At 46.6% G+C, this 26,287-nt stretch carries 26 protein-coding genes; 10 read left to right on the top strand and 16 right to left on the bottom strand.

The window, feature by feature from the left end; translation table 11 throughout:
* Nucleotides 1-41 precede the first annotated feature (41 nt).
* Entirely contained in the window at nt 42-431 is a 390-nt protein-coding gene (locus MHH89_RS24360; RefSeq protein ID WP_341088358.1) for a hypothetical protein, read from the bottom strand.
* 367 nt (nt 432-798) lie between these two features.
* Between MHH89_RS24360 and MHH89_RS24355 the strand changes: the two genes are divergently transcribed.
* Nucleotides 799-1,521: an HNH endonuclease gene (locus MHH89_RS24355; protein ID WP_076185211.1), complete on the top strand. Its 723-nt coding sequence runs from the start codon at nt 799-801 to the stop codon at nt 1,519-1,521.
* A 73-nt stretch (nt 1,522-1,594) separates the two neighbouring features.
* Here MHH89_RS24355 and MHH89_RS24350 read toward each other — a convergent pair whose 3' ends face one another.
* Nucleotides 1,595-1,792 carry a YwbE family protein gene (locus tag MHH89_RS24350; protein WP_036682616.1) on the bottom strand — a complete coding sequence of 66 codons (198 nt, stop codon included), beginning with the start codon at nt 1,790-1,792 and terminating at the stop codon, nt 1,595-1,597.
* 62 nt (nt 1,793-1,854) lie between these two features.
* On the opposite strand from MHH89_RS24350, the gene MHH89_RS24345 reads away from it, so the two are divergent.
* The gene (locus MHH89_RS24345; RefSeq protein ID WP_076124555.1) at nt 1,855-2,157 is read left to right on the top strand and encodes a hypothetical protein; all 303 of its coding nucleotides are present in this window, start codon (nt 1,855-1,857) and stop codon (nt 2,155-2,157) included.
* Nucleotides 2,158-2,159: 2 nt separating this feature from the next.
* On the opposite strand, the gene sdaAA is transcribed toward MHH89_RS24345, so the two are convergent.
* The 4 genes from sdaAA to MHH89_RS24325 form a co-directional block, all read right to left on the bottom strand.
* Complete coding sequence (gene sdaAA / locus MHH89_RS24340; RefSeq protein ID WP_036682621.1) at nt 2,160-3,038, bottom strand: L-serine ammonia-lyase, iron-sulfur-dependent, subunit alpha; 879 nt, start codon at nt 3,036-3,038, stop codon at nt 2,160-2,162.
* Nucleotides 3,035-3,745: an L-serine ammonia-lyase, iron-sulfur-dependent subunit beta gene (sdaAB, locus tag MHH89_RS24335; protein ID WP_076124558.1), complete on the bottom strand. Its 711-nt coding sequence runs from the start codon at nt 3,743-3,745 to the stop codon at nt 3,035-3,037. The genes sdaAA and sdaAB overlap by 4 nt, the downstream gene beginning before the upstream one ends.
* 154 nt (nt 3,746-3,899) lie before the next feature.
* Nucleotides 3,900-4,319 (bottom strand): GNAT family N-acetyltransferase, encoded by a 420-nt coding sequence (locus tag MHH89_RS24330; protein ID WP_076142075.1) that lies wholly within the window; start codon nt 4,317-4,319, stop codon nt 3,900-3,902.
* A gap of 2 nt (nt 4,320-4,321) precedes the next feature.
* Nucleotides 4,322-4,897 (bottom strand): DUF4269 domain-containing protein, encoded by a 576-nt coding sequence (locus MHH89_RS24325; protein ID WP_076302335.1) that lies wholly within the window; start codon nt 4,895-4,897, stop codon nt 4,322-4,324.
* A 125-nt stretch (nt 4,898-5,022) separates the two neighbouring features.
* Between MHH89_RS24325 and MHH89_RS24320 the strand changes: the two genes are divergently transcribed.
* Together MHH89_RS24320 and MHH89_RS24315 are read left to right on the top strand one after the other, a co-directional pair.
* On the top strand, nt 5,023-5,922 hold the full coding sequence (locus MHH89_RS24320) for an SDR family oxidoreductase (protein WP_339246103.1): 900 nt from the start codon (nt 5,023-5,025) through the stop codon (nt 5,920-5,922).
* A gap of 31 nt (nt 5,923-5,953) precedes the next feature.
* Nucleotides 5,954-6,409, top strand: a complete 456-nt coding sequence (locus tag MHH89_RS24315; protein ID WP_076124566.1) for a hypothetical protein — start codon at nt 5,954-5,956, stop codon at nt 6,407-6,409.
* Nucleotides 6,410-6,425: 16 nt separating this feature from the next.
* Here the strand turns inward: MHH89_RS24315 and MHH89_RS24310 are convergent, their stop codons facing one another.
* The 3 genes from MHH89_RS24310 to MHH89_RS24300 form a co-directional block, all read right to left on the bottom strand.
* Nucleotides 6,426-8,075, bottom strand: coding sequence for an NAD(P)H-hydrate dehydratase (locus MHH89_RS24310; protein ID WP_341088354.1), 1,650 nt, complete (start codon nt 8,073-8,075; stop codon nt 6,426-6,428).
* Nucleotides 8,076-8,165: 90 nt separating this feature from the next.
* Entirely contained in the window at nt 8,166-8,798 is a 633-nt protein-coding gene (locus MHH89_RS24305) for an NAD(P)-dependent oxidoreductase (RefSeq protein ID WP_076306498.1), read from the bottom strand.
* A gap of 230 nt (nt 8,799-9,028) precedes the next feature.
* A complete protein-coding gene (locus MHH89_RS24300) occupies nt 9,029-9,442 on the bottom strand; it encodes a GNAT family N-acetyltransferase (RefSeq protein ID WP_081383325.1) in 414 nt (137 codons plus the stop codon).
* Between the two features lie 179 nt (nt 9,443-9,621).
* Between MHH89_RS24300 and MHH89_RS24295 the strand changes: the two genes are divergently transcribed.
* Entirely contained in the window at nt 9,622-9,930 is a 309-nt protein-coding gene (locus MHH89_RS24295) for a hypothetical protein (RefSeq protein ID WP_076134873.1), read from the top strand.
* A gap of 722 nt (nt 9,931-10,652) precedes the next feature.
* Here the strand turns inward: MHH89_RS24295 and MHH89_RS24290 are convergent.
* The 4 genes from MHH89_RS24290 to MHH89_RS24275 all read right to left on the bottom strand — a co-directional run bounded on the left by MHH89_RS24290 (nt 10,653) and on the right by MHH89_RS24275 (nt 14,055).
* Nucleotides 10,653-10,877: a YezD family protein gene (locus tag MHH89_RS24290; protein WP_076101319.1), complete on the bottom strand. Its 225-nt coding sequence runs from the start codon at nt 10,875-10,877 to the stop codon at nt 10,653-10,655.
* 117 nt (nt 10,878-10,994) lie between these two features.
* Complete coding sequence (gene cysW / locus MHH89_RS24285; RefSeq protein ID WP_076101318.1) at nt 10,995-11,858, bottom strand: sulfate ABC transporter permease subunit CysW; 864 nt, start codon at nt 11,856-11,858, stop codon at nt 10,995-10,997.
* A gap of 127 nt (nt 11,859-11,985) precedes the next feature.
* Nucleotides 11,986-12,834 carry a sulfate ABC transporter permease subunit CysT gene (cysT, locus tag MHH89_RS24280; protein WP_076124574.1) on the bottom strand — a complete coding sequence of 283 codons (849 nt, stop codon included), beginning with the start codon at nt 12,832-12,834 and terminating at the stop codon, nt 11,986-11,988.
* A gap of 93 nt (nt 12,835-12,927) precedes the next feature.
* On the bottom strand, nt 12,928-14,055 hold the full coding sequence (locus MHH89_RS24275) for a sulfate ABC transporter substrate-binding protein (protein WP_340033895.1): 1,128 nt from the start codon (nt 14,053-14,055) through the stop codon (nt 12,928-12,930).
* A gap of 387 nt (nt 14,056-14,442) precedes the next feature.
* On the opposite strand from MHH89_RS24275, the gene MHH89_RS24270 reads away from it, so the two are divergent.
* Complete coding sequence (locus tag MHH89_RS24270; protein WP_341088351.1) at nt 14,443-16,710, top strand: alpha/beta hydrolase family protein; 2,268 nt, start codon at nt 14,443-14,445, stop codon at nt 16,708-16,710.
* 129 nt (nt 16,711-16,839) lie between these two features.
* Here the strand turns inward: MHH89_RS24270 and MHH89_RS24265 are convergent, their stop codons facing one another.
* Complete coding sequence (locus MHH89_RS24265; RefSeq protein WP_312149607.1) at nt 16,840-17,889, bottom strand: lactonase family protein; 1,050 nt, start codon at nt 17,887-17,889, stop codon at nt 16,840-16,842.
* A 250-nt stretch (nt 17,890-18,139) separates the two neighbouring features.
* Here MHH89_RS24265 and MHH89_RS24260 point away from each other — a divergent pair, with 250 nt between their 5' ends.
* The 3 genes from MHH89_RS24260 (at nt 18,140) to MHH89_RS24250 (ending at nt 20,471) form a co-directional block, all read left to right on the top strand.
* Nucleotides 18,140-18,400, top strand: a complete 261-nt coding sequence (locus tag MHH89_RS24260; RefSeq protein WP_036682650.1) for a GlsB/YeaQ/YmgE family stress response membrane protein — start codon at nt 18,140-18,142, stop codon at nt 18,398-18,400.
* A gap of 207 nt (nt 18,401-18,607) precedes the next feature.
* Nucleotides 18,608-19,108: a CcdC family protein gene (locus MHH89_RS24255; RefSeq protein WP_076185218.1), complete on the top strand. Its 501-nt coding sequence runs from the start codon at nt 18,608-18,610 to the stop codon at nt 19,106-19,108.
* Between the two features lie 400 nt (nt 19,109-19,508).
* Complete coding sequence (locus MHH89_RS24250; protein WP_312149609.1) at nt 19,509-20,471, top strand: L-lactate dehydrogenase; 963 nt, start codon at nt 19,509-19,511, stop codon at nt 20,469-20,471.
* A gap of 99 nt (nt 20,472-20,570) precedes the next feature.
* Here the strand turns inward: MHH89_RS24250 and MHH89_RS24245 are convergent, their stop codons facing one another.
* On the bottom strand, nt 20,571-22,613 hold the full coding sequence (locus MHH89_RS24245) for a methyl-accepting chemotaxis protein (protein ID WP_254847742.1): 2,043 nt from the start codon (nt 22,611-22,613) through the stop codon (nt 20,571-20,573).
* A 181-nt stretch (nt 22,614-22,794) separates the two neighbouring features.
* The gene (locus MHH89_RS24240) at nt 22,795-25,038 is read right to left on the bottom strand and encodes a heavy metal translocating P-type ATPase (RefSeq protein WP_076307936.1); all 2,244 of its coding nucleotides are present in this window, start codon (nt 25,036-25,038) and stop codon (nt 22,795-22,797) included.
* 264 nt (nt 25,039-25,302) lie between these two features.
* On the opposite strand from MHH89_RS24240, the gene MHH89_RS24235 reads away from it, so the two are divergent.
* On the top strand, nt 25,303-26,064 hold the full coding sequence (locus tag MHH89_RS24235) for a CPBP family intramembrane glutamic endopeptidase (RefSeq protein ID WP_076124584.1): 762 nt from the start codon (nt 25,303-25,305) through the stop codon (nt 26,062-26,064).
* Nucleotides 26,065-26,287: the final 223 nt, after the last annotated feature.

The following is a 26,287-nucleotide window of genomic DNA, read 5'->3' as shown; positions in this document are numbered from 1 at the left end:
CCTTGCCCAGACTAATGAAATACCTTCTGTTCACTGCAATTTTAACGTCTTTCGGTACCGCCGTCCAGCAAAAAGTAACTTTGCACGGAAGGAAGCAGCGTAACAGCTTGGATCAAAAGCCCTAGACTCATATAGACCAGATGTATGATTACCACACTGTCGAGCATATACGTCTGTACCATAATCCAAATAATTAGACCAAATCCGATATATAGGGACAATGCCCAGAAGCTATATAATTTCTTAAAGGGATTCAACGTATTCACCCAATGCCATTCTGGTCTCTTGATCAACCCATATAACACGAGCGTGGGCAGGATACCAAATACGATGAATAGCAAAATACCCGGAATTAAAAAATCTGAAAATGGCGATCTTTCCAGCATAGATGTGGGTATGTGTATCAGATCACCACTAGGATCCATGACCATTGACCCGCCTCCTGCTAACGCTCCAACCCCCAAAAATATATGAAAAATATAAAGCATTGTTACCGTAAACGGCCTTCTTTTGGTTGGCTTCATTTCAGTACCCCTTCCCATGTTTAAAAAGTAGAGCATTCCTTACAGCTCTTTTCGATTTTACATGTTTTTCCTGAATGTCACCAAGACAGATATCACACAAAAAGCCGTATTTAAGCTTTTTTTTGAGTGCGATGTGAACGATTGTATTTTACGCTATACTAAGATTAGAACGAAATGTTAACCCTGCCGACTGAATCTAATAAATAAAATACATTGGATCCTAAAAAACAAGGAGACAGGACGGGCGCTAAGTTGCGCTGAACCTAACATATCTATGAACGATACCCATCTTTTATCCACCAAACAATGTACCTATTGCCAGCAACAGAAGCCGCTCTCTGAATTTCGTAAACGTACCGGCAAACGTTCCAAAGGTCAGTCTCGCCGTGGCGCTTGTCGGGAGTGCCGCAAACAACGACAAAACATAGATCTCACTCTTGCAGCAGGTCCCATTCCAGTACAACCTGATACCATTCAATCCCCTTCTTTGGCTGTCAAGGAACGCTCCAAACAAGGAAAGCCTTCTTCCACGGTTGCTTCTTCACCGCAATCCAACCCAAATCAGCGCATACGGGGCTTGGAACAACGAAGGAAACATTCTCATTCTCAAGGCGCGAAACTGAGTCCCGAAGATCCAACGCAATTGATTCCCTCTGCCAAAGGGAAAATTCTAATGCGTGGCCACAGTGATAAAGGACGGCGCTGGCATCAGGAAATTGACTACGAGCTTGCAGTTACTCTAGTCAGAGAACATGCCGCTATCGTAGTGAATCGCCGAACCATCCGCCGGATTTACAGCAATAAGGATTTCCGTGCTTATATATTGACCAGAGACAACTATACTTGCTACTTCTGTGGCTCCTATGGAGACACTATAGATCATTTGCTCCCCCGTGCTAAAGGCGGCCATACTACTCCGGATAATTGCGTTTGCGCTTGTACGTTATGTAATCAGACCAAAGCCGATCAGTCCGTTGAGGATTTTATGAGCAGATAAAAAAGAAAAGCGCCCCAATTTCTGTTGATTAGGGGCGCTTTTTTATAAAAATCAAAGGTAAAGTTTATTGTTGTTAGTTAGCAACAATATTCTTAACTCGTCCTACCTGTCCACTGGTTAAACGCACCTTGATGCCATGCGGATGTCGAGGTGAGTTCGTGAGAATATCCTTTACCGTTCCATGTGTTAGCTTACCCGTCGGCTGATCCTGCTTAAGCACAATATCCACTTCAAGCCCAGGACGAATATCGGCTCTTACCTGTCCGTTCATGATGTAATCCCCTTTCAATGGGTTATAATGTTGTCAACTATACTACATAAGGAGGAGACGTAATGGCCTTCGGCATCAACAGAGAAGAATTAACCCGCTGGAAAAAGGCTGTCTCCGCAGGAGAGATCGCTTTCTTAACCCATTACTGGCTAGACCCGCGTTTTCCCGGCATGACTACTGTCACCAAGGTCGGCTGTAGTGACCTAACCAGACTAACATATTGGTGTGAGGAAAATGGACTGCCGGCTAAATATATTCATAATCGTTCGCCATTCCCCCACTTTGACCTTTTGGGACCCAAACAAGCAGAAATCCTTCGGAAGGAAGGATTATGGGAACAGTTGGAACGTTTCAAAATGCTCTAAAATCACTTCTTTTTACGTAAATCCTGCATGATCTTGCGGCCGGTAGGTGTCTGTGCTAATCCGCCACCTGCGGTCTCGCGGTGTTTTTCTGGCATAGCTGAGCCTACCTCAAGCATGACCTTGATTACTTCATCTGAAGGAATCACGCTACGTACGCCAGCCAGTGCCATATCGGCGGCGGCGAGCGCGGTCACTGCACCGAATCCGTTTCTAACGATACAAGGAATCTCTACAAGTCCTCCCACCGGATCACAAATCAGTCCTAAGGTGTTCTTAAGCGCCAGTCCAACAGCATGCACTGCTTGTGCAGGCGTTCCTCCACGCAGTTCGGTTAAAGCTCCTGCCGCCATCCCGATGGCCGACCCGACCTCCGCCTGACAGCCACCCTCTGCACCAGATACAAACGAATTGTTGGCAATGACATAACCGATCGCTCCTGCAGCGAACAAACCGGAAACCATATAGTCATCATCCCAGCCAAACCGTTCCTGGCAGCTGAGAAATACACCCGGAATAATTCCGCATGAACCTGCGGTAGGTGTAGCAATTATGCGGCCCATTGAGGCATTAACCTCGGACACAGCCAAGGCATAGGCCATTGCTTGACCAGCGGGTCCACCTAGGCATGGTTCATCTGCTGCGTTATAGGCTCCTACACGTTGGGCATCCATTCCCGTAAGGCCGCTGCGCGAAGTGGTATCTTCATGCATCCCACGATGAACAGCCTCTTTCATCACCCCATAATATTCACGCATAGTGGCAAATTCCTGTTCACTGGAACGTCCAGATTCCGCGCTTTGCTCTTCAAGCATAAGGGCTCCAATGGTGAGGCCACGTTCCTCACATAATACAGCCAGTTGGCTAAGTGTTTGAAAATTCATGTTAAGCTTTCCTTCCCCTTCTCATCTTGCTTACCTTCGTTTAAATTAACCAATTTCACCGATTTCACTGCAGTGAGCGCTTTAAGCGCTTCAATAAGCTCTGGAGTAGCAGCTTCATCCAGCTCCAGTACCGTTAAGGCTGCACCGCTGCGATTCTTCCGATCCAGAGACATATGCCCTATATTAAATTGTCCGTTACGCATCACTTCTGTAACACTCGCCAGAACACCTAAATAATCCATATGATGAATCAATACCGTCGGATACATTCCCGTAAGCTTTACTCCAAAACCATCCACATCGACGATCTCAATGTTTCCACCACCGATGGATGTCCCCGTTAAAGTCAGCTCACTTCCTGTCTCTTGTCCGATAAGATGCAGTTTAACTGTGTTAGGATGAGGAAACAATCCCGTTCCTTGCTCAAAAGATACGTCCATCCCAGCTTCAGCCGCTAACTCCAGAGAGTCGGGTAACCGATGATCATCGGTAGCGTAATCCAAAAGTCCTCCGACAATAGCCCTGTCTGTGCCATGGCCCTGATAAGTAGCTGCAAAAGAACCAAAAAACGTCACTTCTGCCACACGCGGCACTTCACCCAGCACCTGCCTTGCAGCCCTTCCGATCCGTGCCGCACCGGCTGTATGCGAGCTTGAAGGCCCGACCATGGCCGGACCAATAATTGAAAACACATCTTTGAAACGCATAAAAGACCTCCTGCCTGCAAATAGGCAATTATCAAACTCATATATAGTATACTGCACTGGCAGTCGGAGTTCACCGTTACATTTGCTGTGATATATCCACTTCTAATCTAATGATATTTTACTTAGATAGTATTTTCATTTCGCATCTTATGTATCACAAGATATCCTGGGAGTATAACATAATTCCACCTCTATACTGCCAGCCTATCCCTTCCCAGAATCCTCTTCCTTGTTCATTGGTTCCAATCACCATCAGATGACATTTTGCGATACCAGCTGCATGTAAATTACCGAGGCAACGCTTTACAAGCTCACGCCCGATGCCCATGCCTCGGCAGTCATTACTAACTGCAACATGATACATATAACCTCTTCGCCCATCATGTCCACACAATGCAGTTCCTACAATCCGGCCGTCTTCATTCTCGCAGATCTGGCTGAAGCCAGCATTACGCTCCAGATAACGCGTAATCTCCAGTCTCGAATCCGCTTCACTAAGTCCCATTCCCTCTGTATTTTCCCATAGCTGGTGGGCAGCTTCATAATCATCCGCAATCATCTCTCGATAATTCATGTCTATCCCCTCGCTTGTATAGAATGACAAAAAGCATAAAGAGCACTCCGCGGAAGCTTTTCCAGCATCAGCAGCGCTTCATAAGGGTCGCCTTCCAAGCCCAGCACTTGCGCGAAGGCAGGTTCGGTCTTCCACCCGTTTGTTTTCATTGTAATGATCTGCTGGCGAAAATCATTATCCAGCTGAGCTAGAATTTCCGCTTCAATGATCATATGTAAGTAACCATTCTGCAGAGCTGTGGGTCGCGGCTGCCCAAACAGTTCTATAGGCCAGCCACCGGCCATAAAGTTAATTTTCGTTCGTGGGACCCCATCAACCACACGCGATACACTAGTAAACTCATCCATGGTTCCGAAATATCGACTAACAATGTCCGTAAACTTTACGGAATCATGCACCTCACAAATAATATCCAGATCGCTGCCCTTCACCTGAATACCAAGCGGCACTGTGCCAACCAGCACCGGGTTATAGTCGGCCAGCAAACTCATAATATTTAATTTTCTTAACAGGGTATAGACCTCTTTTTGCACTGGAGTTCCACGATTCAGATAATCTATGTTTCGCCAATCATTCATCTCTGACAAACGCTCCCTCGAACTAGGTTATAAACACAGGCAGGACCGGATAACAGCGCACGCTTTTCTAGGCGCATGCATAGAAATATACGGAAGATAGAAGGCAAGGAGGAGTGTATGTAAAAATGAACCCCACCTACCCCTATTATGGGGAACAAACGATATGTAAGGAACAGCCTATTGCTTTTCCCCCACAGCACCAAGACCGTCAGCCTGGTCTAGAGAGTCTAATGAATCCTCGCCCCATCAGTGAAAATCCGGAGATCACCGGCAGCGGAAAGCTAAAAGGAAAAATTGCGCTCATCACCGGAGGCGACAGCGGAATTGGTAAAGCGGCGGCTATTGCTTTTGCAAAGGAAGGCGCAGATGTCGCTATAGCTTATTTATACGAAGCTTCAGATGCAGAGGTCACTCAGCGGCGAATTGAAGAATTAGGGCAACGTTGTTTGCGGATCGAAGTTGATTTACGCCATAAGGAAAACTGCTTCAAGGCTGTGGAGCATACCCTTCGCACTTTTGGCAAGCTGGACATCCTCGTCAACAATCATGGCGTCCAGTATCCGCAAAAAAGTATTCTGGATATCACGGAAGCACAGCTCTACCAAACGTTTCAGACGAATATATTTCCATTCTTTTACCTGACACAAGCCGCACTTCCACATCTAAAAAAAGGTGCAGCCATCATCAACACTGCTTCCATTACTGCCTATCAAGGAAATAAAGAGCTTATAGATTATTCCTCAACTAAAGGCGCGATCGTCTCCTTTACCCGCTCTTTAGCCTTATCACTCTTAGACTCTGGCATTCGTGTCAATAGCGTAGCTCCCGGACCTGTATGGACACCACTAATTCCCTCCAGCTACTCTGCAGATGAGGTTAGTGTATTTGGGACGGATACACCCTTTAAACGTGCCGCACAGCCATATGAGTTAGCAGGAGCCTATCTTTATTTAGCGGGACCGGATTCTTCGTATGTTACCGGGACATGTATTCATGTCAATGGTGGAGACATGGTCACCAGCTGATGCATTACACCACGAGAGGAATGTATATCAAATGAATAAGATAAATGATTATGATATCTCTTCTGTCCGCCTAAGCAGTGGGATGTACGCATTAACCAAATTAGCCTGCGCAGGGCTAACTTACGTCCTTATTACCTTACTTATGCTTGGATTTCCACAATCCGATGGAATTCCTGAAGGCTGGCCACTATCGATTCCTTATGCCATTTATGCTTATGGATTGCCTGCGGCGTTAGTAGCAGATGTACTGCTGCGTATTCTGCGCTCCAAATCCCCTATCCTGCCCCTTGCTGTATATGTCGCCACGGGTTTTGGTGCAGGTCTATGGCTGGCAGCGGAACAAGGTGCAGAGTATCTGCTATGGGGTCTGGGTGGAGTCCTTGGACTACTCCTTCTCAGAGTGACCCAGCTTGGTGTAGAAAGGTTTCCTCTGTTGCTGCCAGTATTCGCCCTATTTCTGCCACTGCTCTGCTTACTGCTGTCATAAGCCTTATTAGGGATACTCAAAGCGCTTCAATGATATCTCCGGCAATAATAGCCGCCGGATTATTCCGCTGACGGGCTGCTTCCTCTCCTGCTAATCCGTGCAGGTATACCCCAAAAGCTGCTGCCTGCGTAGCATGAAGTCCCTGAGCCAGCAGGCTGGAAATCATGCCCGTTAGCACATCACCAGCTCCACCAGTGCCCATGCCGGGATGGCCTGTGGTATTTACATAAGCTTGCCCTTCAGGAGTTGCTATCACGGTATGTGCTCCTTTTAACACAAGCGTAACCCCATGCTCCTGGGCATAGTCCATAGCCAGACCGATTCGGTCACGTTGGACCTCAGCCGTAGTTAGGTTAGCCAGGCGAGCCATTTCGCCTGGGTGAGGTGTCAGAATTACAGAATGACGGCGCCGCGCCCAACTCTTATAATCGGAGTCAGCCAGAATATTTAAAGCATCCGCATCGATAACCAGCGGGCAATCACTGCCTTCCCAAAGACTGCGAAGCCAATCTGTATCACCCGGGAACCGTCCAAGACCTGGTCCCACAGCGATTACATCTCGCTCTTCGCTTAACTTCAGTAGCTCGGGCGCGGTCTCAGCCTCCCAGTTTCCCTCTTCACTGCCACCTACATCAGCCAGCATGAGTTCAGGAACAACACCGATGACGGAAGGTAACAGCTTCTTAGGAAGCGCCCACGTCACCAGTCCGCAGCCCGTGCGCAGCGCAGCACGGGCTGCCAGTAGTCCGGCGCCGCTCATCCGTAAGGTGCCGGCAGCAAGGAGTACATGCCCATAAGTTCCCTTATGGCCTTCTGGCGACCGCCGCCGGGCCAGATCGACCCCCAGATGGGCATGCAGCACTTCCGGTGTCAGCAGGTGAACCTGCACACCGCTGTTAAGAGCCAGAGCAGTCGGAATGCCGATGGCCCGTACCTTGACATGCCCCGCTGCGCCTGCACCGGGGTATTGCAGGAGGCCTCGCTTGAGAAACGCGAGGCATACCGTCACTGACGCATGAATGCAAGGCTCATGCGTCTCTCCTGTGTCCGCGTTCAGACCACTGGGGATGTCCGCGGACACAATGACCTTGCCGCTGCTGTTCGCTGCGGCAATCAGCTCCACATAGGCGCCGCGCGGGGCTCCCGCGCCGCCGGTGCCGAGCAGCGCATCCAGGATGCCGCTGCACTCGGCAAGGTCCAGCCGATCCCTGCCGTATACTACGGCAGGCAGGCCCATGGCTGCAGCCGCATCGCGCTGCAGGGCGGCCTCGCCGGAGAGCGACTCCGGCGGCACCGCATAGACGAGCGTGACGGCGATGCCGGTCTCGCGAAGGTACCGTGCGGCGGCGAGGCCATCGCCGCCGTTGTTGCCTTTGCCGACGAGGATGAACCATCGCTCGGCGGCGGCAGAGGCAAGCGTCAGCGCATGATCTGCGCTGACCTTAAATGCCTTGCCTGGGTCACCCAGCGCGGCCTGCTTTAGCCCGGCATCGTTCCCTTTGGCTGCATTCCTGCAGCCTGCCCCGCCTCTCTCCCGGCAAAGCGCGATGATCTCCTCTGCGATAACTCTTCCCGCATTCTCCATCAGCGCAATCGCTGGAATCCCCAGCTGCTGGATCGTTTCGCTGTCCAGCTGCCTCATTTGCTCAGCAGTTACCAGATACATGATTTAGCCCCTTTCCGCTATCTACCGTTCCAAAGCTTCACACGCAATTCCAAGTACAATCCCGAGCGCAAGTCCGGCGCAAGTCTGATATCAGTAAGCGACAGTAAATCTGGCCCGACTAAAATTCCCTTCCTCCAGCTCGTCCACCATAGCTACAGCGAAATCCTCCACACTAATCTTGCTTTCACCATTCTCATCTAGAATAAGACGGTCCAATCCGATGCGGAAATGACCTGTACGACGACCTGGATGAACTACCGCAGCAGGACTGAGATACGTATAATCCAATTCTGTATTTTTGTAAATCTCATAAGCCTGCGCATGCGCCTCTGCAACTGGTTTAAACTCTTCCGGAAAATCCGGTGTATTCATCAGCAGCTCTCCAGTTTCAGTCTTTAAGCTACCTGCACCTCCAATAACCAACAGCCGATTTAACCCTGCCGTCTGCATACCCTCCACCAACGCTTTTGCCGCCGTAATCAGATCCTGCTCGTGGCCCGCTCCTGGTCCATAAGCACTGATTACCTCTTCATGGCCACGGACCGCAGCTGCTACTGAAGCCGGATCAAGAATATCCACCGTTGTGACATGTAAACGCTCGTGTTCGAGAGTTACTGACTCTGGATTGCGTACCGCAGCTGTTACTTCGTGTTTTCTTTTTAATGCCTCCTGTACAATTGCCTTTCCAATCGTTCCTGAAGCGCCCAATATTACAACATCCATCTTGTTGTTCCTCACATTCTACGAGCAAGACCATTATCGTGCAGCCTTCTGCTCAATTATTTTTTTGATGCTCATCTGAATAGCTTTTCCCTTACAGCCTTTAAACATTATTTATCCCCTGAGATCCAATCGAAACCAGATCGCACCTACTACTCCACTTCCAGACCAAAAACCCCTTAACCAATACAAGGGGCACTCCTACTAAAAAAGCAGCATGAATTCGCCTTAGCTTAGCGACGCAAAAACATTCCCTGAGAACGTGGCATAACCGATTCAAATCCGTATTGTGCATAGAGCTTCGAGGCTTCTCCATCTGCAATCAGACTTACATAAGCCTTGTCAGGTACAGTATTAAGGAACTCCCTGATTTCCCGCATGATCAGCTTTCCCAAACCTCGTCCTTGATGTGAAGGCTTGACCGCGATATCCGTGACCTGAAAAAAGCATCCCCCATCGCCAATCACCCGTCCCATCCCGATTAGGTTATTCTCCTCATACAAAGTTACCGCAAAAATAGAACGAGGCAAACCGATCGCTGCACCTTCCACACTCATTTCACTCAGCCCAGCTTCTTTTCTCAGCGCCAAATACTGTTCCACTGAAGGCTGTTCATGGCGTATATCAAGCTTACTAGTTGTTTCCATCCGCACTCCTCCGTTCAGCATTGCTGTTCCCACTATATACGACTGCATGGTTCACAGGCAAGGCTCACTGCTAGGGATGTTTTTGAAACTGAGGGATAAGCATTATATTCTTGAATTCCTTTACTGACTGTGTGGAATAGTATCTGTAACAATATTTTTAAAAGGGTGGGTGAAGCATTATGTCTCCTGTAGCCAAGCTGTTTAAATGGGGAACATGCCTTTATGAAGCTTTTCTGGCTCTGCCGTTGATTGGCGGACTCTTTATCATTGCTAATGGTTGGGTCCCTTTGGCCATTGCCTTTTTGCTTCATGCTGTAGCCGTTGTTGTGCTGCAAAGAGAACATAAACCATTCATGGGGAACGTTCTGGGCATTATCACCTCGATTTTAGCTTTTGTTCCGATCGTTGGTTGGATTATGCACGCCATTACTGCGTTCATCCTGTTGATGGAGGGCGTATCCGCCTCACGCCAAGCCCCTCGTTATTAACAAACGTACTGCGTCATCAAAATATGTAGCTATCCCACGGGCCGAATCATTTGTAAAAGTCGTAAAAAGACAGATCATCCTCTGCGACCTACCTACGGATCCAGATGACGTATTGTGTGTTCTTACTCATGGGCGGTCTGCTTCAACACTCATCATTCCTGCGACTTACGGACACAGATGACGTATTGTATGTTCTTACTAATGAGCGGTCTGCTTCAGCACTCATTATTCCCTGCGACTTACGGACCCAGATGACATATTGCTGTGTTCTTACTCATGAGCGGTCTGCTTCAACAATCATCATTCCCTGCGACCTGCGGACCCAGATGACATATTGCTGTGTTTTTACTCGGGGCGGTCTGCTTCATCACTCATCATTCCTGCGACCTACGGACCCAGATGACGTTATTTGCGCCTTTTCAGCTTTTGGAGCGTGGTTTCGGACTCCAGGGACGTTATTGCTTAGAATCAGGTCCATATGTGGTGTTTTTTATGCCAATAGCGGCTATGCGGTCCGTTAGCGGTGCAAATGTGGCATAATACTGTGTTTAGCGTCAACTGAGTCCGATGGGGTGCGTCATATGGTGCGTCATACGTGCCAAATATCAAGCATACGAAGAAAAAGGAGTTGCCCCAGCAGCCATTTTGTGGCTTATGTGACAACTCCATAATCTTTTATCCAAAAAGATGATATATACCTTTATAATTGCCCAGAGATTGAATCAACGTCCCGCCGATTGAGAATCGGCCCGCCGGCTGCCGCTTTCACCAATATAACGTCCATTTGCGTTGCCACTGCTATTCTCAAACCGTTTGCGTTCCGTACGCTCCATCTGAACAATCTGACCTTCATGAACCACAATATGCAATGAGCCAAATTCCATATCATCCAGAAGTCCTGCAATCCGCGTAAGCCATAAATCGTCCACTTTCAGCGGTTTAGCCATTCTCTAGCCTCCCTTTCTCACCAAAGGATTATATCCGCCTAAATTCCTTTTTTCCTCAATTCCGTTATTACCAACCAGTATACTATGAATTAACTTAGCATGGAACTAAAAGTCATGTCAATGGGCATTTTTTCGCGACAACCAGCTTTTAATAATCATCGTTACCAAAGCCAATAACAGGAGCAAAGAAGCTACTGCAAAAGATGCTGAAAATTGATATTCGTTGTACAAAATCTCAACATGCAGCGGCAGCGTATTCGTCTCCCCACGGATATGCCCGGACACCACAGAAACCGCACCAAACTCACCCATGGCCCGCGCATTACACAAAATAATGCCGTATAGTAACCCCCATTTAATATTAGGCAGCGTGACTCTGAAAAAGATTTGCCACCCATGTGCGCCGAGTGTAATTGCCGCTTCTTCCTCCTGTGTACCCTGATCCTCCATCAGCGGGATTAACTCACGCGCTACAAAAGGAAACGTCACAAACAACGTGGCTAGCACGATACCCGGAAGCGCAAATACGATCTTAATATCATGGGCGCTCAGCCAAGGGCCAAACCATCCGTTTGCTCCGAAGACGAGTACAAAGATTAGGCCGCCGATGACTGGCGAGACTGCAAAAGGGAGATCAATCAAGGTGATCAGAAACCCTTTGCCGCGGAAACGGAACTTGGTTACAGCCCACGCCGCTGTTACACCAAAAAAGGTATTCAGAGGCACAGTTATCGCCGCAACAAGCAGCGTCAATCGCAGCGCTGAGCGGGCATCCGGATCAGTCAGGGCAGCAATATATACGTCCCAGCCCTTCTTAAGTGCCTCGGTTAACACAACAACTAATGGCAGAGCAATCAGCCAAAAAAGGACTAGCCCAGCCGCTCCGATCAACACCCATTTTACAATTGGGGTTTCCGTTGTCGCGGACGAGGACGCATTCTTTTGTAGCCGGGGGGTATGGAGAGGGACGGTACCGGCCAAAATTATTCCTCCTTTAAAGGGTTTTACGAAGACAAGATAGCTTGGAAAATTCAGTATCGACGGCAGATATCGAGTGTCTCCGAGTAAGTTTGAACATGTTCGGACGTCTGCTGTCATGGCAATTACCTCAACGAGAAGTCTTACGAACCCAGCGCTGAAGTGTGTTAATAACAAGTAACATTAAGAAAGAGATGAGGAGCAATAGCAGGGCTACGGCGGTAGCTCCGGCATAATCATATTGCTCCAGTTTAGACATAATAAGCAGCGGAGCAATCTCCGTCCTCATCGGCATGTTACCGGAGATGAACACGACGGAGCCGAATTCACCGATGCCCCGAGCAAAAGCTAGAGCAAAACCTGTTAGCAGTGGCGGAAACAGCTCAGGCAGAACTACTGAACGAAAGGTTCTCCAGCGGCCTGCGCCAAGGGTTGCCGAAGCCTCCTCCATATCTCTGTCCAAATCCTCCAGCACCGGCTGCACCGTCCGGACAACGAACGGTATGCCGATGAACATCAAAGCCAAGGTAATCCCGAGCGGAGTGAATGCCACCTTTAATCCCAGCGGCTCAAGCCAAGACCCAATCCAGCCATTGCCTGCATAGAGCGCCGTCAAGGAGACACCAGCTACAGCTGTCGGCAAGGCAAACGGGAGATCGATCAGCGCATCAAATATTCTTTTGCCCGGAAATTCATAACGTACCAGTACCCACGCCAGCAAAAGACCTAGAATTGCATCTACAAAAGCAGCCGCAGCAGCTGTCGACAGGCTCACACGATACGAAGCTAATACCCGCGGGTCCGTAGCTACATCCCAGAATTTCGCCCAACTCAGACCTGTAGAATTGAACAGTAGCGCCGAAAGTGGCAGTAGAACCACTAGACTCAGGTATAAAACACTGTAGCCCATCGTCAGCCCGAAGCCGGGCAGTATTTTGCGCCGCGTTGCTGCTGGTGCAGCTGTAGTGGTGACATTCATCCCCTATTCATCCTTTCTCGCCTTCGGCCTTTTAGCCGATCAGCCCCTACCGGGACAAATCTCAATGATCATATCCTGCATTTCATTCATCTGTTATTTGGCACCCGGCACATAAATCTTGTCAAAGATCCCGCCATCATTAAAATGCTTCTCTTGCGTTTCTTTCCAGGTTCCGAATTTGTCAGCCAATGTAAACAGCTTGATTTCCGGGAACTTATCTTTGTATTCTTCTTTCACGCTATCTAATGTAGGACGGTAATAGTTCTCAGCCGCGATTTTTTGTCCCTCTTCACTATAGAGATACTTCAGGTACGCCTCGGATACCTCACGCGTGTCTCTTTTGTCCACAACCTTATCTACTATAGCTACTGGCGGTTCAGCCAGAATGCTCTCCGAAGGATTCACGATATCAAATTTGTCTGGTCCCAGCTCTTCCACGGATAAATAGGCTTCATTCTCCCATGCGATCAGCACATCACCAATTCCACGCTCCACAAACGTTGTCGTAGATCCACGCGCACCGGTATCCAGCACTGGCACATGCTTGAACAGTTCTTTTACAAATTCCTCAGCCTTAGCCTCATCGTTATTGTTCTGGTCTAGTGCGTAACCCCAAGCCGCCAAGTAGTTCCAGCGTGCACCACCTGATGTTTTCGGGTTTGGTGTAATAACCTCTACGCCCTCTTTGAGCAGATCTGGCCAATCCTTGATTCCTTTCGGATTCCCTTTGCGTACAAGGAACACGATAGTCGAGGTGTAAGGTGAGCTGTTATGATCGAATTTACTTTGCCAGCCCTCGTTGATCAGTCCCTTTTCCTGCAAGGCATCAATATCATAACCAAGTGCTAATGTCACAACATCCGCTTCCAGGCCATCAAGCACAGCACGGCTTTGTTTCCCCGATCCACCGTGGGATTGTTTAATGGTGACCTTCTGTCCTGTTTCTTTCTCCCAATAGGCAGCAAAAGCTTTATTATAATTCTCGTACAATTCGCGAGTAGGGTCATAAGATACGTTCAGTAGTTCTACTGGATCTTTAGATGGAGTTTTGCTGGCTTCAGCCGCATTTGTAGCCTCCGCTGAATTGGTTGTTGCTGGTGCGTCTGTTGCCGGACTAGCACTATTGCCGTTATTGTTATTGCTGCCGCAAGCAGCAGTAAGCCCTGCCGTAAGCAACAAGCTAAACCCTACAAGAAGCCCTTTATTCATCTTTTTCTTCATCTTTTCCACTCCCCCATGTTTTTTCGTACCAAACTAACCCTTGGGTAACACAAAAAGAACGGAGGAAAGCCTACGTATGGCAGGTCAAACCGGTCCTAAGACCGTGTCTGCGAGCCTAATGCAGGCGTTCCTCCGTTCGTACGGTAAGAACTTTCTTCAATTATTCCTATCTACTTAGTTGGTTTATATGGATATAATACTGAAACCCTTTAACTGTGTCAAACCTTTTTTTCCAGCCTATGTCAAAGAAAACTCCTACACACCACACCGCATAAGCTATGGGGGCGGTTCCTGTAAGATCCACTTGTTATTGATGCTATAAAGTAATATTATTGCTACAGCTTATGGGTTAAGAGAAATTACCGCTTTATGTCAGGGGAGAGAGTCATGGGTATGGATTTAGAGTACGTCCCTGCGCCGTTGAAACCGCGGCTCCACAGACGTATGGCTCAAGAAATTGGACGAAGAATTAGGGGAACCTACCGTTACGATACAGCAGTTTGGAGAACAGCTATAGCCGGTCTGTGGATAGTATGCTTTTTAGCCTTTAGTACTGCCGTGTTAGGCATTCCTACTGGATTAGGTAAACCTACCGATATCGCTCTTGCTGCAGGTGCAGGCACTGTCCTGCTGGCGATTTCCGGCAATATCTTGGCTGTTCTGCTAGCGTTGACCGGACTGCGTATCCCAAGATTATTCGCAGGCTGTGTATTGAGTGATTTTGGAGCTATTCTACTAATCTTATATTATGCAGATTTTGAAATTGAGGCTGCGGTTGTCATTGCGGTCGTGCTTGCACTGCTAGGAGCACTAGGCGGATTAGCCATTGGCCTGCTCCGCAGCAAAAGAATAACATTAGGACTTCTGCTAACAGTGGCAGTGACTTTTTCCCCACTTGCGCTGGCAAGCGGAGTGCAAGAACTGCCTATTTCAGAGTCGGTCGACATCAACGATACGGAAGTTGTTCCACTTACAGCCTCCGATCCTGGAAAACCAGGTAATCTAGCTTATCAGACCTTCACCTATGCCAGTGGTGCCGATCTACATCGTGCCGAATACGGTAAGGATACAAGCTTGATATCCTCTACGGCCGATGCTTCTGCTTATATTAAGGATTGGTCAAAGCTGCGCACTTTATTCTGGGGTTTCGATTATAAGGCACTTCCCTTGAATGGTCGCGTATGGATGCCAGAAGGTGAAGGTCCATATCCAGTAGTACTGATGGTGCACGGCAACCATATGATGGAAGATTACTCTGATGGCGGGTACGCTTATCTCGGCGAACTATTGGCAAGCCGGGGATTTATCGCGATCTCGCTCGATGAGAATTTCCTGAATTATTCTGCTTGGTCCGGTATTCCGGACAATGATTTTAAAGTACGGACTTGGATCCTACTGAAACATTTAGAGCAGCTAGCAGATTTTTCAGATGATCCGGGCAGTCCTTTTTATCAGAAAATAGATTTCACAAAAACCGCCCTGCTCGGCCATAGCCGCGGAGGACAAGCCGTAGCTATGGCTGCGGATGCCAATCGTTGGTTCAAGGATGATCCGGTGATGGCGGCAGTTAATCGCTTTAATATAACCTCTGTAATCGCGCTTGCACCAACGGACAAAACGATAGATGACCAGCAAGCCCGTCTCAAAGACATCAATTATTTGACCCTGCAGGGAGCCCGCGATGGAGATGTACATGATTTCTATGGTGATCGGCAGTATATACGTACCTCCTATTCCCAAGGATCATCTGCTTTCAAAAGCTCGCTGTATATTGCGGACGCCAATCACAGTCAATTCAACAGCGATTGGGGCGGGTATGATCAGACCTTGCCAGCTGGACTCTTCTTAAATCGGGCACAAATCATGGATGCAGACAAACAACGGCAAATCGCTAAGGTCTATGTATCAGCTTTCTTGGAGACCACCTTGCATGAAAAAGAGGAATACCAAAGCTTGTTCCGGGATTATCGCAGCGGGCTGAAGTGGTTACCAGATACCGCCTACTACAATCGATTCCAAAGCGGGGGATATCGTCCTGTAGCCACATTCGACGATGACCGCAACAAAAACACAGTAGAACTGGGAACAGCAGAAGCATCGGGTGTTTCTTGGTCAGAAGAGCTGGCTAAAGACCGGGAGTCAAAAAGCAAAGCCACCTATGGTGTTGTCCTTGAACGCACAGCCAGCAAAAACGAAGAAGCTTATTACAACATTAAGCTTAACGACAGTGTCCGTACTGAAACTGCTCTTTTAGGGGCAGATGGCCTTACGTTCTCTATGGCAAATCTGAATGGTGACATTAGTGAAGAAATGGATGTTCCACTACCTCCAAAGGTTGAGGTGGAGTTAACTGACCATAATGATACCTCAGCCCGCTTGACGCTGGATGAAGTAATGGACATACTGCCGCTTCCACAAACTCAGTTCACGTTATTCCCATGGCTTGAAGAGCGGATAAACGATGGCAAATACGGTGACCTTTCCGAAGCTGTATTTCAAACCTACGAGATGCCGTTCGAACAATTTCAAGAGGAAGAACCAGAGCTGGATCCTGACAACCTGACGGAAATCACCTTCTATCTTGATGAAGAAGGCGACCGGATCATGCTGGATGACATCGGTTTTTACGATTTAGGTATCCGAAATACATTTTAAAAAATCACTTGCTATTATCCTTAGGTCTTCATTTGCAAAATAGGGCTATTCCCAACCTCCACTCACGAAAAAATGAATGGATACGGGAATAGCCCTTATTTTTACGACATACAATAACCTAGTCTCAGCCTACAACGCTTGCACACAAACAGGTGACTTCATTTCCAATTCATTTCCTGTAGGGATTAATCTGCCACTCTCACTATCGATGGAGAACGAGGTAATATTATCACTATTCTGATTAGCAGCAAGCAGCTTATCCCCAATAATTGCAAAGTTACGCGGAGTACGCCCGCCGGTACCCTGCCAATCCACTGCTTCAAGCAGACCCGTTAATTCATCGATATGGAACAGGGCGATACTGTCTTGTCCCCGATTGGAGACATACAGGAATCTGCCACAAGGGGAGACATGAATATCGGAAGCTGTATCGTCACTACCGGCAGTATAATTATCAGGAAGCGTGCTAAGATGCTGTAAAACATTTAGATTTGCATCCTGTTCATCATTAGCAAATGCCGTTACTGTACAATTCAGTTCATTCGCCAGGTAGATCCATTGTCCAGAGGGATGCACCGCCAGATGACGTGGACCTGAACCAGGTGGCAGATTAAGCTCACGATGTTTTACCAGTTTGCCCTCTTCAGGGCGATAGATCACAATTTGATCCAGTCCCAAATCGCACACCAGCACATGTCTACCACTTGCGTCCGGAACGACAGAGTGCGGATGCGGAGCCTCCTGACGGTCTTCACGAATGCCTGAACCCACATGTTTTACTTGGTCGGACATCTCTTGAAGCGAACCATCTTCATTTACAGGAAAAGCATTAACATTGCCTCCCGAGTAATTGGAGACGAATATGTAATCTTCCTTAGGACTAATGGAGACATAACAAGGAGCGCCACCTTCCGTAGGACGACTTCCAAGTGATTTCAACGCTTTAGTTGCAGGATCAATTGCATATGCGTAAACCTCACCTTGATCCTTCTCACTAACTGCATACAACACGCTGCCTGCTTTATTCACAGCTAAAAACGATGGATTCTCAATTCCCTCGGTACCCTCAAGAATTCTCATTTCCCCCGACAAAAGACTAAGCGCACATAACTGAATCGCCTTCTCGTTCTCAGAGTTATACGTTCCTACATAAAACAATGCCTCATTAGCCCGTTCCATAATAGTGGCTCCTTTATCTTTTATGTATTGTATTACTTCTTACTTACCCTTTACTAATAGGGGTTTACTCATAATTTTATAATATTTTTTCACTATAGCATGTTTATAGTTGTAATACATTATCGAAACTGCATTTAGAGCCTACTTCCTAACCATTCCTGAAGAAGTAAGTTTTTCCATGTGGTTTAAAGATGGTCACAAAGGTTAATAGTAGACATCGCAAACAACAAAACGAAGGAGTTGAAGTAACATGAGTTTTCTATGGATGTTAATCGTTGGTGGGGTTATTGGTTGGTTGGCTGGTCTGATTATGGGCAGAGATATTCCTGGTGGTGTTATCGGTAATATCATCGCTGGTATTATCGGTTCATGGCTGGGTGGCGTGCTTCTGGGAAGCTGGGGACCTAAAGTAAGTGATTTCTACTTCTTCCCTTCTTTGATCGGTGCCGTTGTGCTGATCTTTATCGTGAGCCTTATTCTTCGCTCGACAAGTGGACGCAGCCGTTCGTAAGTCTGGGCTGAGATAATAATATTCACATCAATAAATCCTCGTCAGAGTATGCTCTGGCGGGGATTTTTGTATGTATCGTTCCTTTAAGAAAAAATTCCTCTGCTGGAATTGTTGCGGGGATGGAGCCAATACACTTCAATGTTTTGCCATCGTTTTTCTGTTATAATGAAGATACAAGTGACTGAAATCATAGAGAGGTCGTGTATCATGGGTAACATAAACCCCTCGCTTCTACATATTGGCTCCACATTAGGGGCTTTGTTCATGGCGCTGATGGTTATTTTCATTCGTCTAAAAGCAAGCGCACGTCCGGTTACTATTCGAAAAATATGGATTCCACCTCTCGGTATGTCGACGGGTTTTGCCATGTTTGTGGCACCTGCGGTCAGATTCCCATTATGGTGGGCGGCAGTCGCCTTTTTGATTGGCTGGTTCATCTTCGCGTATCCTCTTATACGCAGCACCCACTTTGAACAACGTGATGGACAAATTTACGCTCAACGCTCCAAGAGCTTTGCGTTTATCCTGCTCGGACTTCTTCTAGTCCGCACTTTACTCCATGAATTTATTAACCGTTATGTGTCTATTCCACAGTCCGGTGGTTTGTTCTTTATTTTAGCCTTCGGCATGATTGTTCATTGGAGATTTTTTATGTTCAAGCGTTATAAGGCTATGACCTCCTCGGTGAGTCTGCTGCCGCAGCCATGATTATCAATAATAATCCTAAGAAGCCATCTCAGGGTTCTTACCCGATATCCTTGAGATGACTTCTTACCTCTTGTAACTCAAGCTTATGTTCTCCTCTGCTTTTTTCTACTTTTCACCCTTTTCTGACATCAATTAGCCATCCTCTTATTACATCCTCTTTAAGCACTTTACATACACTATAGGGATAGATCTCCTGAAATAACTAACTCATCATGTCACCTATTCAGCATTAAACAGAAAAAATATAATCTTTGCAAGTCCGATGTCAGGTAACTTGCGAAGGGATACGTTAAACTATAAGCATACCTAACGATAAGCTTCCAAAAGACCTTAATGCTGAAATAAATATCATTTGGAAGCCTATACTGCGTATAACTTTTAGAGAGTGAGGACAAGGCAATTGAAAAGTAAATCGAGAAAAGTAGCCATCGTCGGGGCCGGAATGGTGGGTTCAAGCTGTGCTTACTCCATGGTTAATCAGGCCATTTGCGACGAAATTATGATGATCGACCGCACCTATGATCGGGCTATGGCACAAGCACTTGATCTCTCGCACTGTATGGATTTCACAAGCACACGCACAAAGGTGTATGCCGGAACCTATAGCGATTGTGCAAAAATGGATGTCGTTATCTTAACCGCTGGCGCTAATCCAACAGCCGGGCAGACCCGACTTGACGTATTGGAAGCCTCTGCGGTTATTACTCGAGAAATCATTACCAACATCATGGCTGGGGGATTTGATGGAATTTTCGTAGTCGCCGCTAATCCGGTCGATATTGTCACTTATATGGTCTGGAAAATATCAGGTCTGCCTCGCCACAGAATTATTGGTACCGGGACCTCCATTGACTCGTCGCGCCTAAAAACCCTGCTCTCCGATGTGTTCTCCATTGACCCGCGCAGTGTTAATGGCTACGCCTTAGGTGAACATGGCGAATCCCAATTTGTAGCTTGGTCCCATGTAACAATTGGCGGCAAGCCTATTCTGCAAATTTTAGATCAGCATCGCGAGCGGTTCCCGCATTTGGATCTGGAGGATATCTCCCGCAAGACAAAAGATGCCGGCTGGGAAATTTTCACCCGTAAAGGCTCCACACATTTCGGGATTGGCAGCGCACTTGCCTACATTACCCGTTCGATCCTGAATGATGAGCACAAAATTATCGCCGTATCCGCCATTCTGGATGGAGAGTACGGACATAGTGGTGTATGCACGGGCGTGCCCGCCATCATAGGCAACACTGGGATTCAAGAGCTGCTGGAGCTTAATTTAAATACAGAGGAAACCCAGAAATTTAACCACTCCTGCAACATTGTACGTGCAGGCATCGAGAGCCTACAGCTGGAAGACAGCGTTTAATTCATAAAAAAATCGCTACTTTGGGAATTGGTGAGATCACCTACCAGCTCCCAGAGAGCGATTTTTTGTATTATTAGGAGATGAATCTCAGTTTATCTCCTACTTTTTAAACTTTTCGATTTCTTCTTTCAGCACAGACATCACTTCATTAAGTGATTCCGCGGAGGACACGACATCCTTCATAATCTCTGTCTGCTCCGCTGAAGCTAAGGAGACCGCCTGAGCATTCTCAGCAGATTCTTTAGCTATTCCGAGCATATCGGATATAGAAGCCGTTATTTCTTCCGTGCCGGCTGACATCTCTTCATTAATTGCTGACACATCCTGTATTTGCGACGATACTTCACGGATCGAAGAACGGATATGATCAAAGGAAACACCGACGTTTTGCATTTTCCCCATTCCATCGCCAATTTCCTCAATACTCTTCTTCATGGAATCCGCTGCACTTGTTGTTGAAGACTGAATGCCGCCGATTAGCTCCACTATACTAATGATGGAGCTGTTTGTCCGCTCTGCTAACTTCTTCACCTCATTCGCAACTACACCGAAGCCACGACCATGTTCTCCAGCTCTGGCAGCCTCAATAGAAGCATTCAAAGATAATAAGCTTGTCTGATTGGATATCTCAGAAATTACATCCACAATTTGTCCGATTTGTTCCGATTGCTCACTTAATTTCCCAATCATCTCGGCAGTCTGATTAGCTGTGGAACTGATAACAGCCATCTGTTGCAGTGTAGATTGAATTTCCAAATAGCCACTCTCTACTTCTGAGTTGACTGTCTCAGCCTGATCTGATACCGCTGCAGAGGACTCAGCAATACGTTGTAAACCTACAGCCATCTCTTCCGTTGCTCTTGCGGATTGCTCGGAGCCTCTAAATTGCTCTTCCATTCCTTGAGCTACTTCTTGGATAACTGTGGCAACCTCTGCTGAAGTATAGGACGAACGTTGAGCCGATTTCAGCATTCCTTCTGAGGAATAAGTAACCTCCACTACTGTTGTATCAATCTTGTTGACAATACCGGAGAGTGTCTCAATCATATCATTGATATTTTGACTCATCTCGCCGATCTCATCTCCGGACTGCACTTTAACCCTCTCATTTAGATGACCCTCTGCCACCTTTTTCATAGTCGAGGAAATAGCTTTAATGGGTCTAACGATAAGACGAGTAAGGTACAGTGAAACAAAAATTATGACAAGTATAACTGCCAGTAAGATGAACATTGCTGTTCTTTGTGCAGAGGTCACTTTGGCAAAAACCTCTTTCTCCGGCACTGTTACAAGAAGCTTTAGATCGGTATCTGGAATTGTCTTAAAGTATGTAATGACTTTCTTACCATCTTCGCCCTTATAAGTTTCAGACCCCTCTTTATTGCTTAAAATCTTGTCAACGACCTTCTGAAGAGCCGGCTCTTTAGCGAAATCGGTAATTTTTTTGCCCATACGACTGACGTCTGGATATGTATAATACATGCCATCATTTGAGATTACATATCCAAATCCGGTATCCGCCATAGTAATTTCATTACTCATTTGGGCAAGAACTTCAGGAGTAATCGAGAAGACAATACCTCCCATAAATTGCTTATCCTTATCCATGACAGGAACTACGATTGGAATGATATATTTATCAAGCTGCTCCAGATAGGACATTTCCCCCAACACAGGCGCATGTGTTTCTTTCGCTTTCAAGAAATAGCTCGCATCTGCTACATTTGCGGTCATGTTCATCATATTGGTTAACTGGCCGTCTTTACTAATGACACTGTAACCTTCTGTCTCACTGTCACTTTCCTCCAGCACTTCTATCACAGGGAAGATACTTGCCGGATTTGTAAAATCGAACTCAGGATGCTGGGACACCAGATCCTTTACGGACGAGGTTTTGTTGGATAGCCACTCATCCATCCGGAATGTGTTCGTATTAATGGTGTCCTGCGCCATTTGCTCACTGTCTGTGCGTGTGACATTGCCGAAATAATCAAGTAAAAATATGGTCGCTACCATGAGCGGCACGATTGCAATAGCTAATATAACAGATGACCACTTAAGTTGAATTGACGTCGCTTTTCTCTTCGTTACATTTTTTCTCATTTTTTTCATCTTGTTTCCTTTCATTTCATTTTCATTCACGATGAAATAGCCTCCTCACTCCATTTGTTATAATATCTCCTGATGTGGATATATCTTCTATATCGGCAAAAATAGACAAATTCTTTGCTGGAGAATAAAAAAAATAAGCCCTAAGACCCTTAAAACCGGAATCCTAAAGCTTACTTTTGTTGAAATCATTTATTTAATACACCAAAGATTCTTAACCCTCGTCTTGCACTTTTAAAGCTCGAATACTGTTCAGTACGGCAAGTACGGTTACCCCTACATCTGAGAATACAGCCTCCCACATCGTGGCAATCCCAAATGCACCGAGCAGAAGGAATATAGCTTTTACACCTAAAGCAAAAATAATATTTTGCCATACGATGGCTCGAGTACGCTTGGCAATTCCGATAGCTACAGCAATCTTCGAAGGCTCATCGGTCATAATTACAATATCTGCTGCTTCAATGGCAGCGTCGGAACCAAGTCCTCCCATAGCGATGCCGACATCGGCTCTAGCCAGTACAGGAGTATCATTAATTCCGTCTCCGACAAAAATAATCTTCTCGCGTGGAGACTTATCACGATCCAGCTTCTCGATGGCCTCTACCTTATGCTGTGGTAAAAGCTCTGCGTGTACCTCATCTACCCCTAACTGCTTCCCTACATCTTCAGCTACGGCGGAAGCATCACCTGTCAGCATCACCGTCTTGCGTATTCCCAGCTTTTTGAGGCGCTGAATGGCCTGCAGTGAGTCCTCCTTCACTTCATCAGCGATGACCAGATAACCTTCATATTGATGATCTACCGCTATGTGAACAACTGTACCGCTCTGCTCTGGGACCTCATAAGCAATTCCCTCACGCTCCATCAGACGTGCGTTACCTGCAAATACGGTCTTGCCTTCGATAGTTACTTCGATACCATGACCAGAGATTTCATTGTAATTCGAGATAGCTTCCTTAGAAATCTGTTCACCATAAGCCGTCCGAATCGACTCAGCGATCGGGTGATTGGAATGGCTCTCCGCATAAGCGGCTGTCCGCAGTAATTCATCCTTAGATTTGCCACCCGACGGATAAATTCCTGTCACCTTAAACTGTCCCTTGGTCAACGTTCCCGTTTTATCAAAGACAACTACCTTCACATCATTTAGGGCTTCCAGGTAGTTACTTCCCTTAATCAGAATACCGCTGCGTGAAGCTGCACCAATCCCTCCGAAGAATCCCAGTGGAATCGAGACCACAAGCGCACAAGGACAAGAGATTACGAGGAATACAAGTGCACGGTAAATCCAATCCGAAAAAGTTGCACCACTGATCAGCAGTGGAGGAACGACGGCCAGCAGGACTGCTGTGATCACTACTACAGGCGTGTAGGCACGTGCAAATTTAGTAATAAAGTTCTCCGTTTTAGCTTTGTTGCTTGACGCATTCTGCACTAGCTCCAGTATTTTGGATACGGCCGATTCTCCAAAGGTCTGAGTAACTTGCACAGTAATTACGCCGTTCCGGTTAATAAAACCACTTAACACCGCACTTCCTGGACCAGCTGATCGTGGTACCGACTCTCCAGTAAGTGCAGATGTGTCCATCATGGCGTTACCTTCAAGTATTGTTCCGTCAAGGGGTACCTTCTCACCGGGTTTAACAACAATCAAATCTCCGATGGCTACTTCCTCAGGTGAGACCTTCTTCAGATCATTTCCAAGCTTGAGATAGGCAAACTCGGGGCGAATATCCATAAGTGCCGTAATAGATCGGCGTGAACGATTCACAGCCAGACCTTGGAACAGTTCTCCAATCTGGTAAAACAGCATTACTGCCACGCCCTCTGGATACTCACCAATCGCAAATGCACCGATAGTTGCCAGAGCCATCAGGAAATTCTCATCAAACACCTGGCCACGGATGATGTTCTTAACCGCCTGCCAGACAACTTCACCACCCACGATAAGATAGGCTGCCAAAAAGATCAGCAATTCAACTACTCCATTCACGGGCAGGAATATCCCAGCTAGAGCAAGAATTCCACCAGCGCCTAACCGCAGCAATATTTTGCGTGTATCACCTTCCCCGTGCTCGTGCGTATGACCATGACCTTCAGCATCCTCATGACCATGATGATGTCCAGCAGCTTGATGGCCGTGCTCATGACCATGCTCGTGATCATGCGTATGTTCATGAGCGCCACTATTGCGCGCCTTGTGATTGCCCCCAACCTTCTCTTTCACATTTACGTGGGGCTCAAGTGCCTTCACCGTCTTCTTCGCTTCTACAATCGCTGACTCCTCATACCCTGCGGCAGTTTCCAACGTCATTGTTTTTGTTACAAAATTAACGGAACAAGACGATACACCTTCAATCTTCTTCACCTTATCTTCAATTTTCATCGCGCAATTGGCGCAATCCAAGCCTTCTAATTCCCACTGACGTTTTAATTTTCCTTGCATTGTATCCATACGGCACATCTCCTCAAATAAAAACCATATATGAGCACTTGTTCATATGTTATCTTAGCCCTATTATATTCCCTTTATATTTCAAGGTCAATACGCGATATACACCATTTTTCTACATTATCTTAAAAATTAAATCAATTGACCTTTACGAGAAAATATGTAAAATCATGTATGACCCAAAGTAAGTTTCTTACATACGAATGACCCCATTATCAATGAAGCTCGATGGGCAAATGATTTACACAGAAGGGATGAATTTAGAACATGTCAAAGCTAGCCAAAACGTCTTCTTTTTCACAGAAACACCCTATTTGGAGCGTAGTTATTATCGAAGTGTTATTACTTGTAGCCGTAACTGCCGCCGGGGCTTACGCAACAATTAAGGAACTTGCGTACACCGCCCCTGTACTTATCTCCTTCATCCCAATCGCGCTTGTACTCATCATCTACTTTACAGTTAAGCGCAAATGGAGCACGCTTGGCTTCCGACCTCTAAACACCATATCCTCGGGCAACTGGATCTATTATGCCCCGCTAGTAGTGGTCCTGATTACCATATCCTTTAAGGGATTTCGTGAGATCAGTGCATCTGAGGTACTGTTCTTTATCTTCTTCACCCTGCTGGTCGCTTTTGTGGAGGAAAGTATCTATCGCGGTTTGATTTTTAAGACCTTGCTTCCTAAAGGGGCTAAAACAGCAGTGATCACTTCAAGTATTCTTTTCTCTATTACCCACTTACTTAATGCATTATCCAGCACAGATATCACACAAATTCTTCTACAACTCGTATATGCGCTTCTGATCGGTTTTGCGCTAGCCTTGTTGATGCTAAAAAATAATAATATTCTTCCGCTGATATCCTTTCACTTTATACATAATTTAATTCAGTTTGTGGGCAACGATAATACGAGTGAATACATGGGAATCGATCTATTTATCCTGCTAGTGCTTGCTGTGCAATGTGTCTGGCTAGTGTTGTCCTTTAGAAAACCAAACCTAACGAAGAACCTAAATCAAGCCAGCTAATAAGCTTAATCCTTACTTCGAAATACAAGGCTTCAGTGGATTTAAACGCATTGGTTAACCCCGACGCAGCCTGGTTTAATTGGGATGCTACTTAGTTTAGTTGAGATGTTACTTAGTTAAGCTGAGATGCCACTTAGCTTCATTAGAGCAATATTTGTCGCAAACCACACAGCTAACGGACCCAATTGACACTAAAAGCAGTATTATCCCCGGTTTAGCATAT

Origin of the sequence: Paenibacillus sp. FSL H7-0323 (genome assembly GCF_038002725.1) — a bacterium.
In the GTDB taxonomy this organism is placed as follows: Bacteria; Bacillota; Bacilli; order Paenibacillales; family Paenibacillaceae; genus Paenibacillus_AQ; species Paenibacillus_AQ odorifer.
The sequence above is the reverse complement of the archived record's forward strand: the minus strand, read 5'-3'. Positions and strand labels throughout refer to the sequence as shown.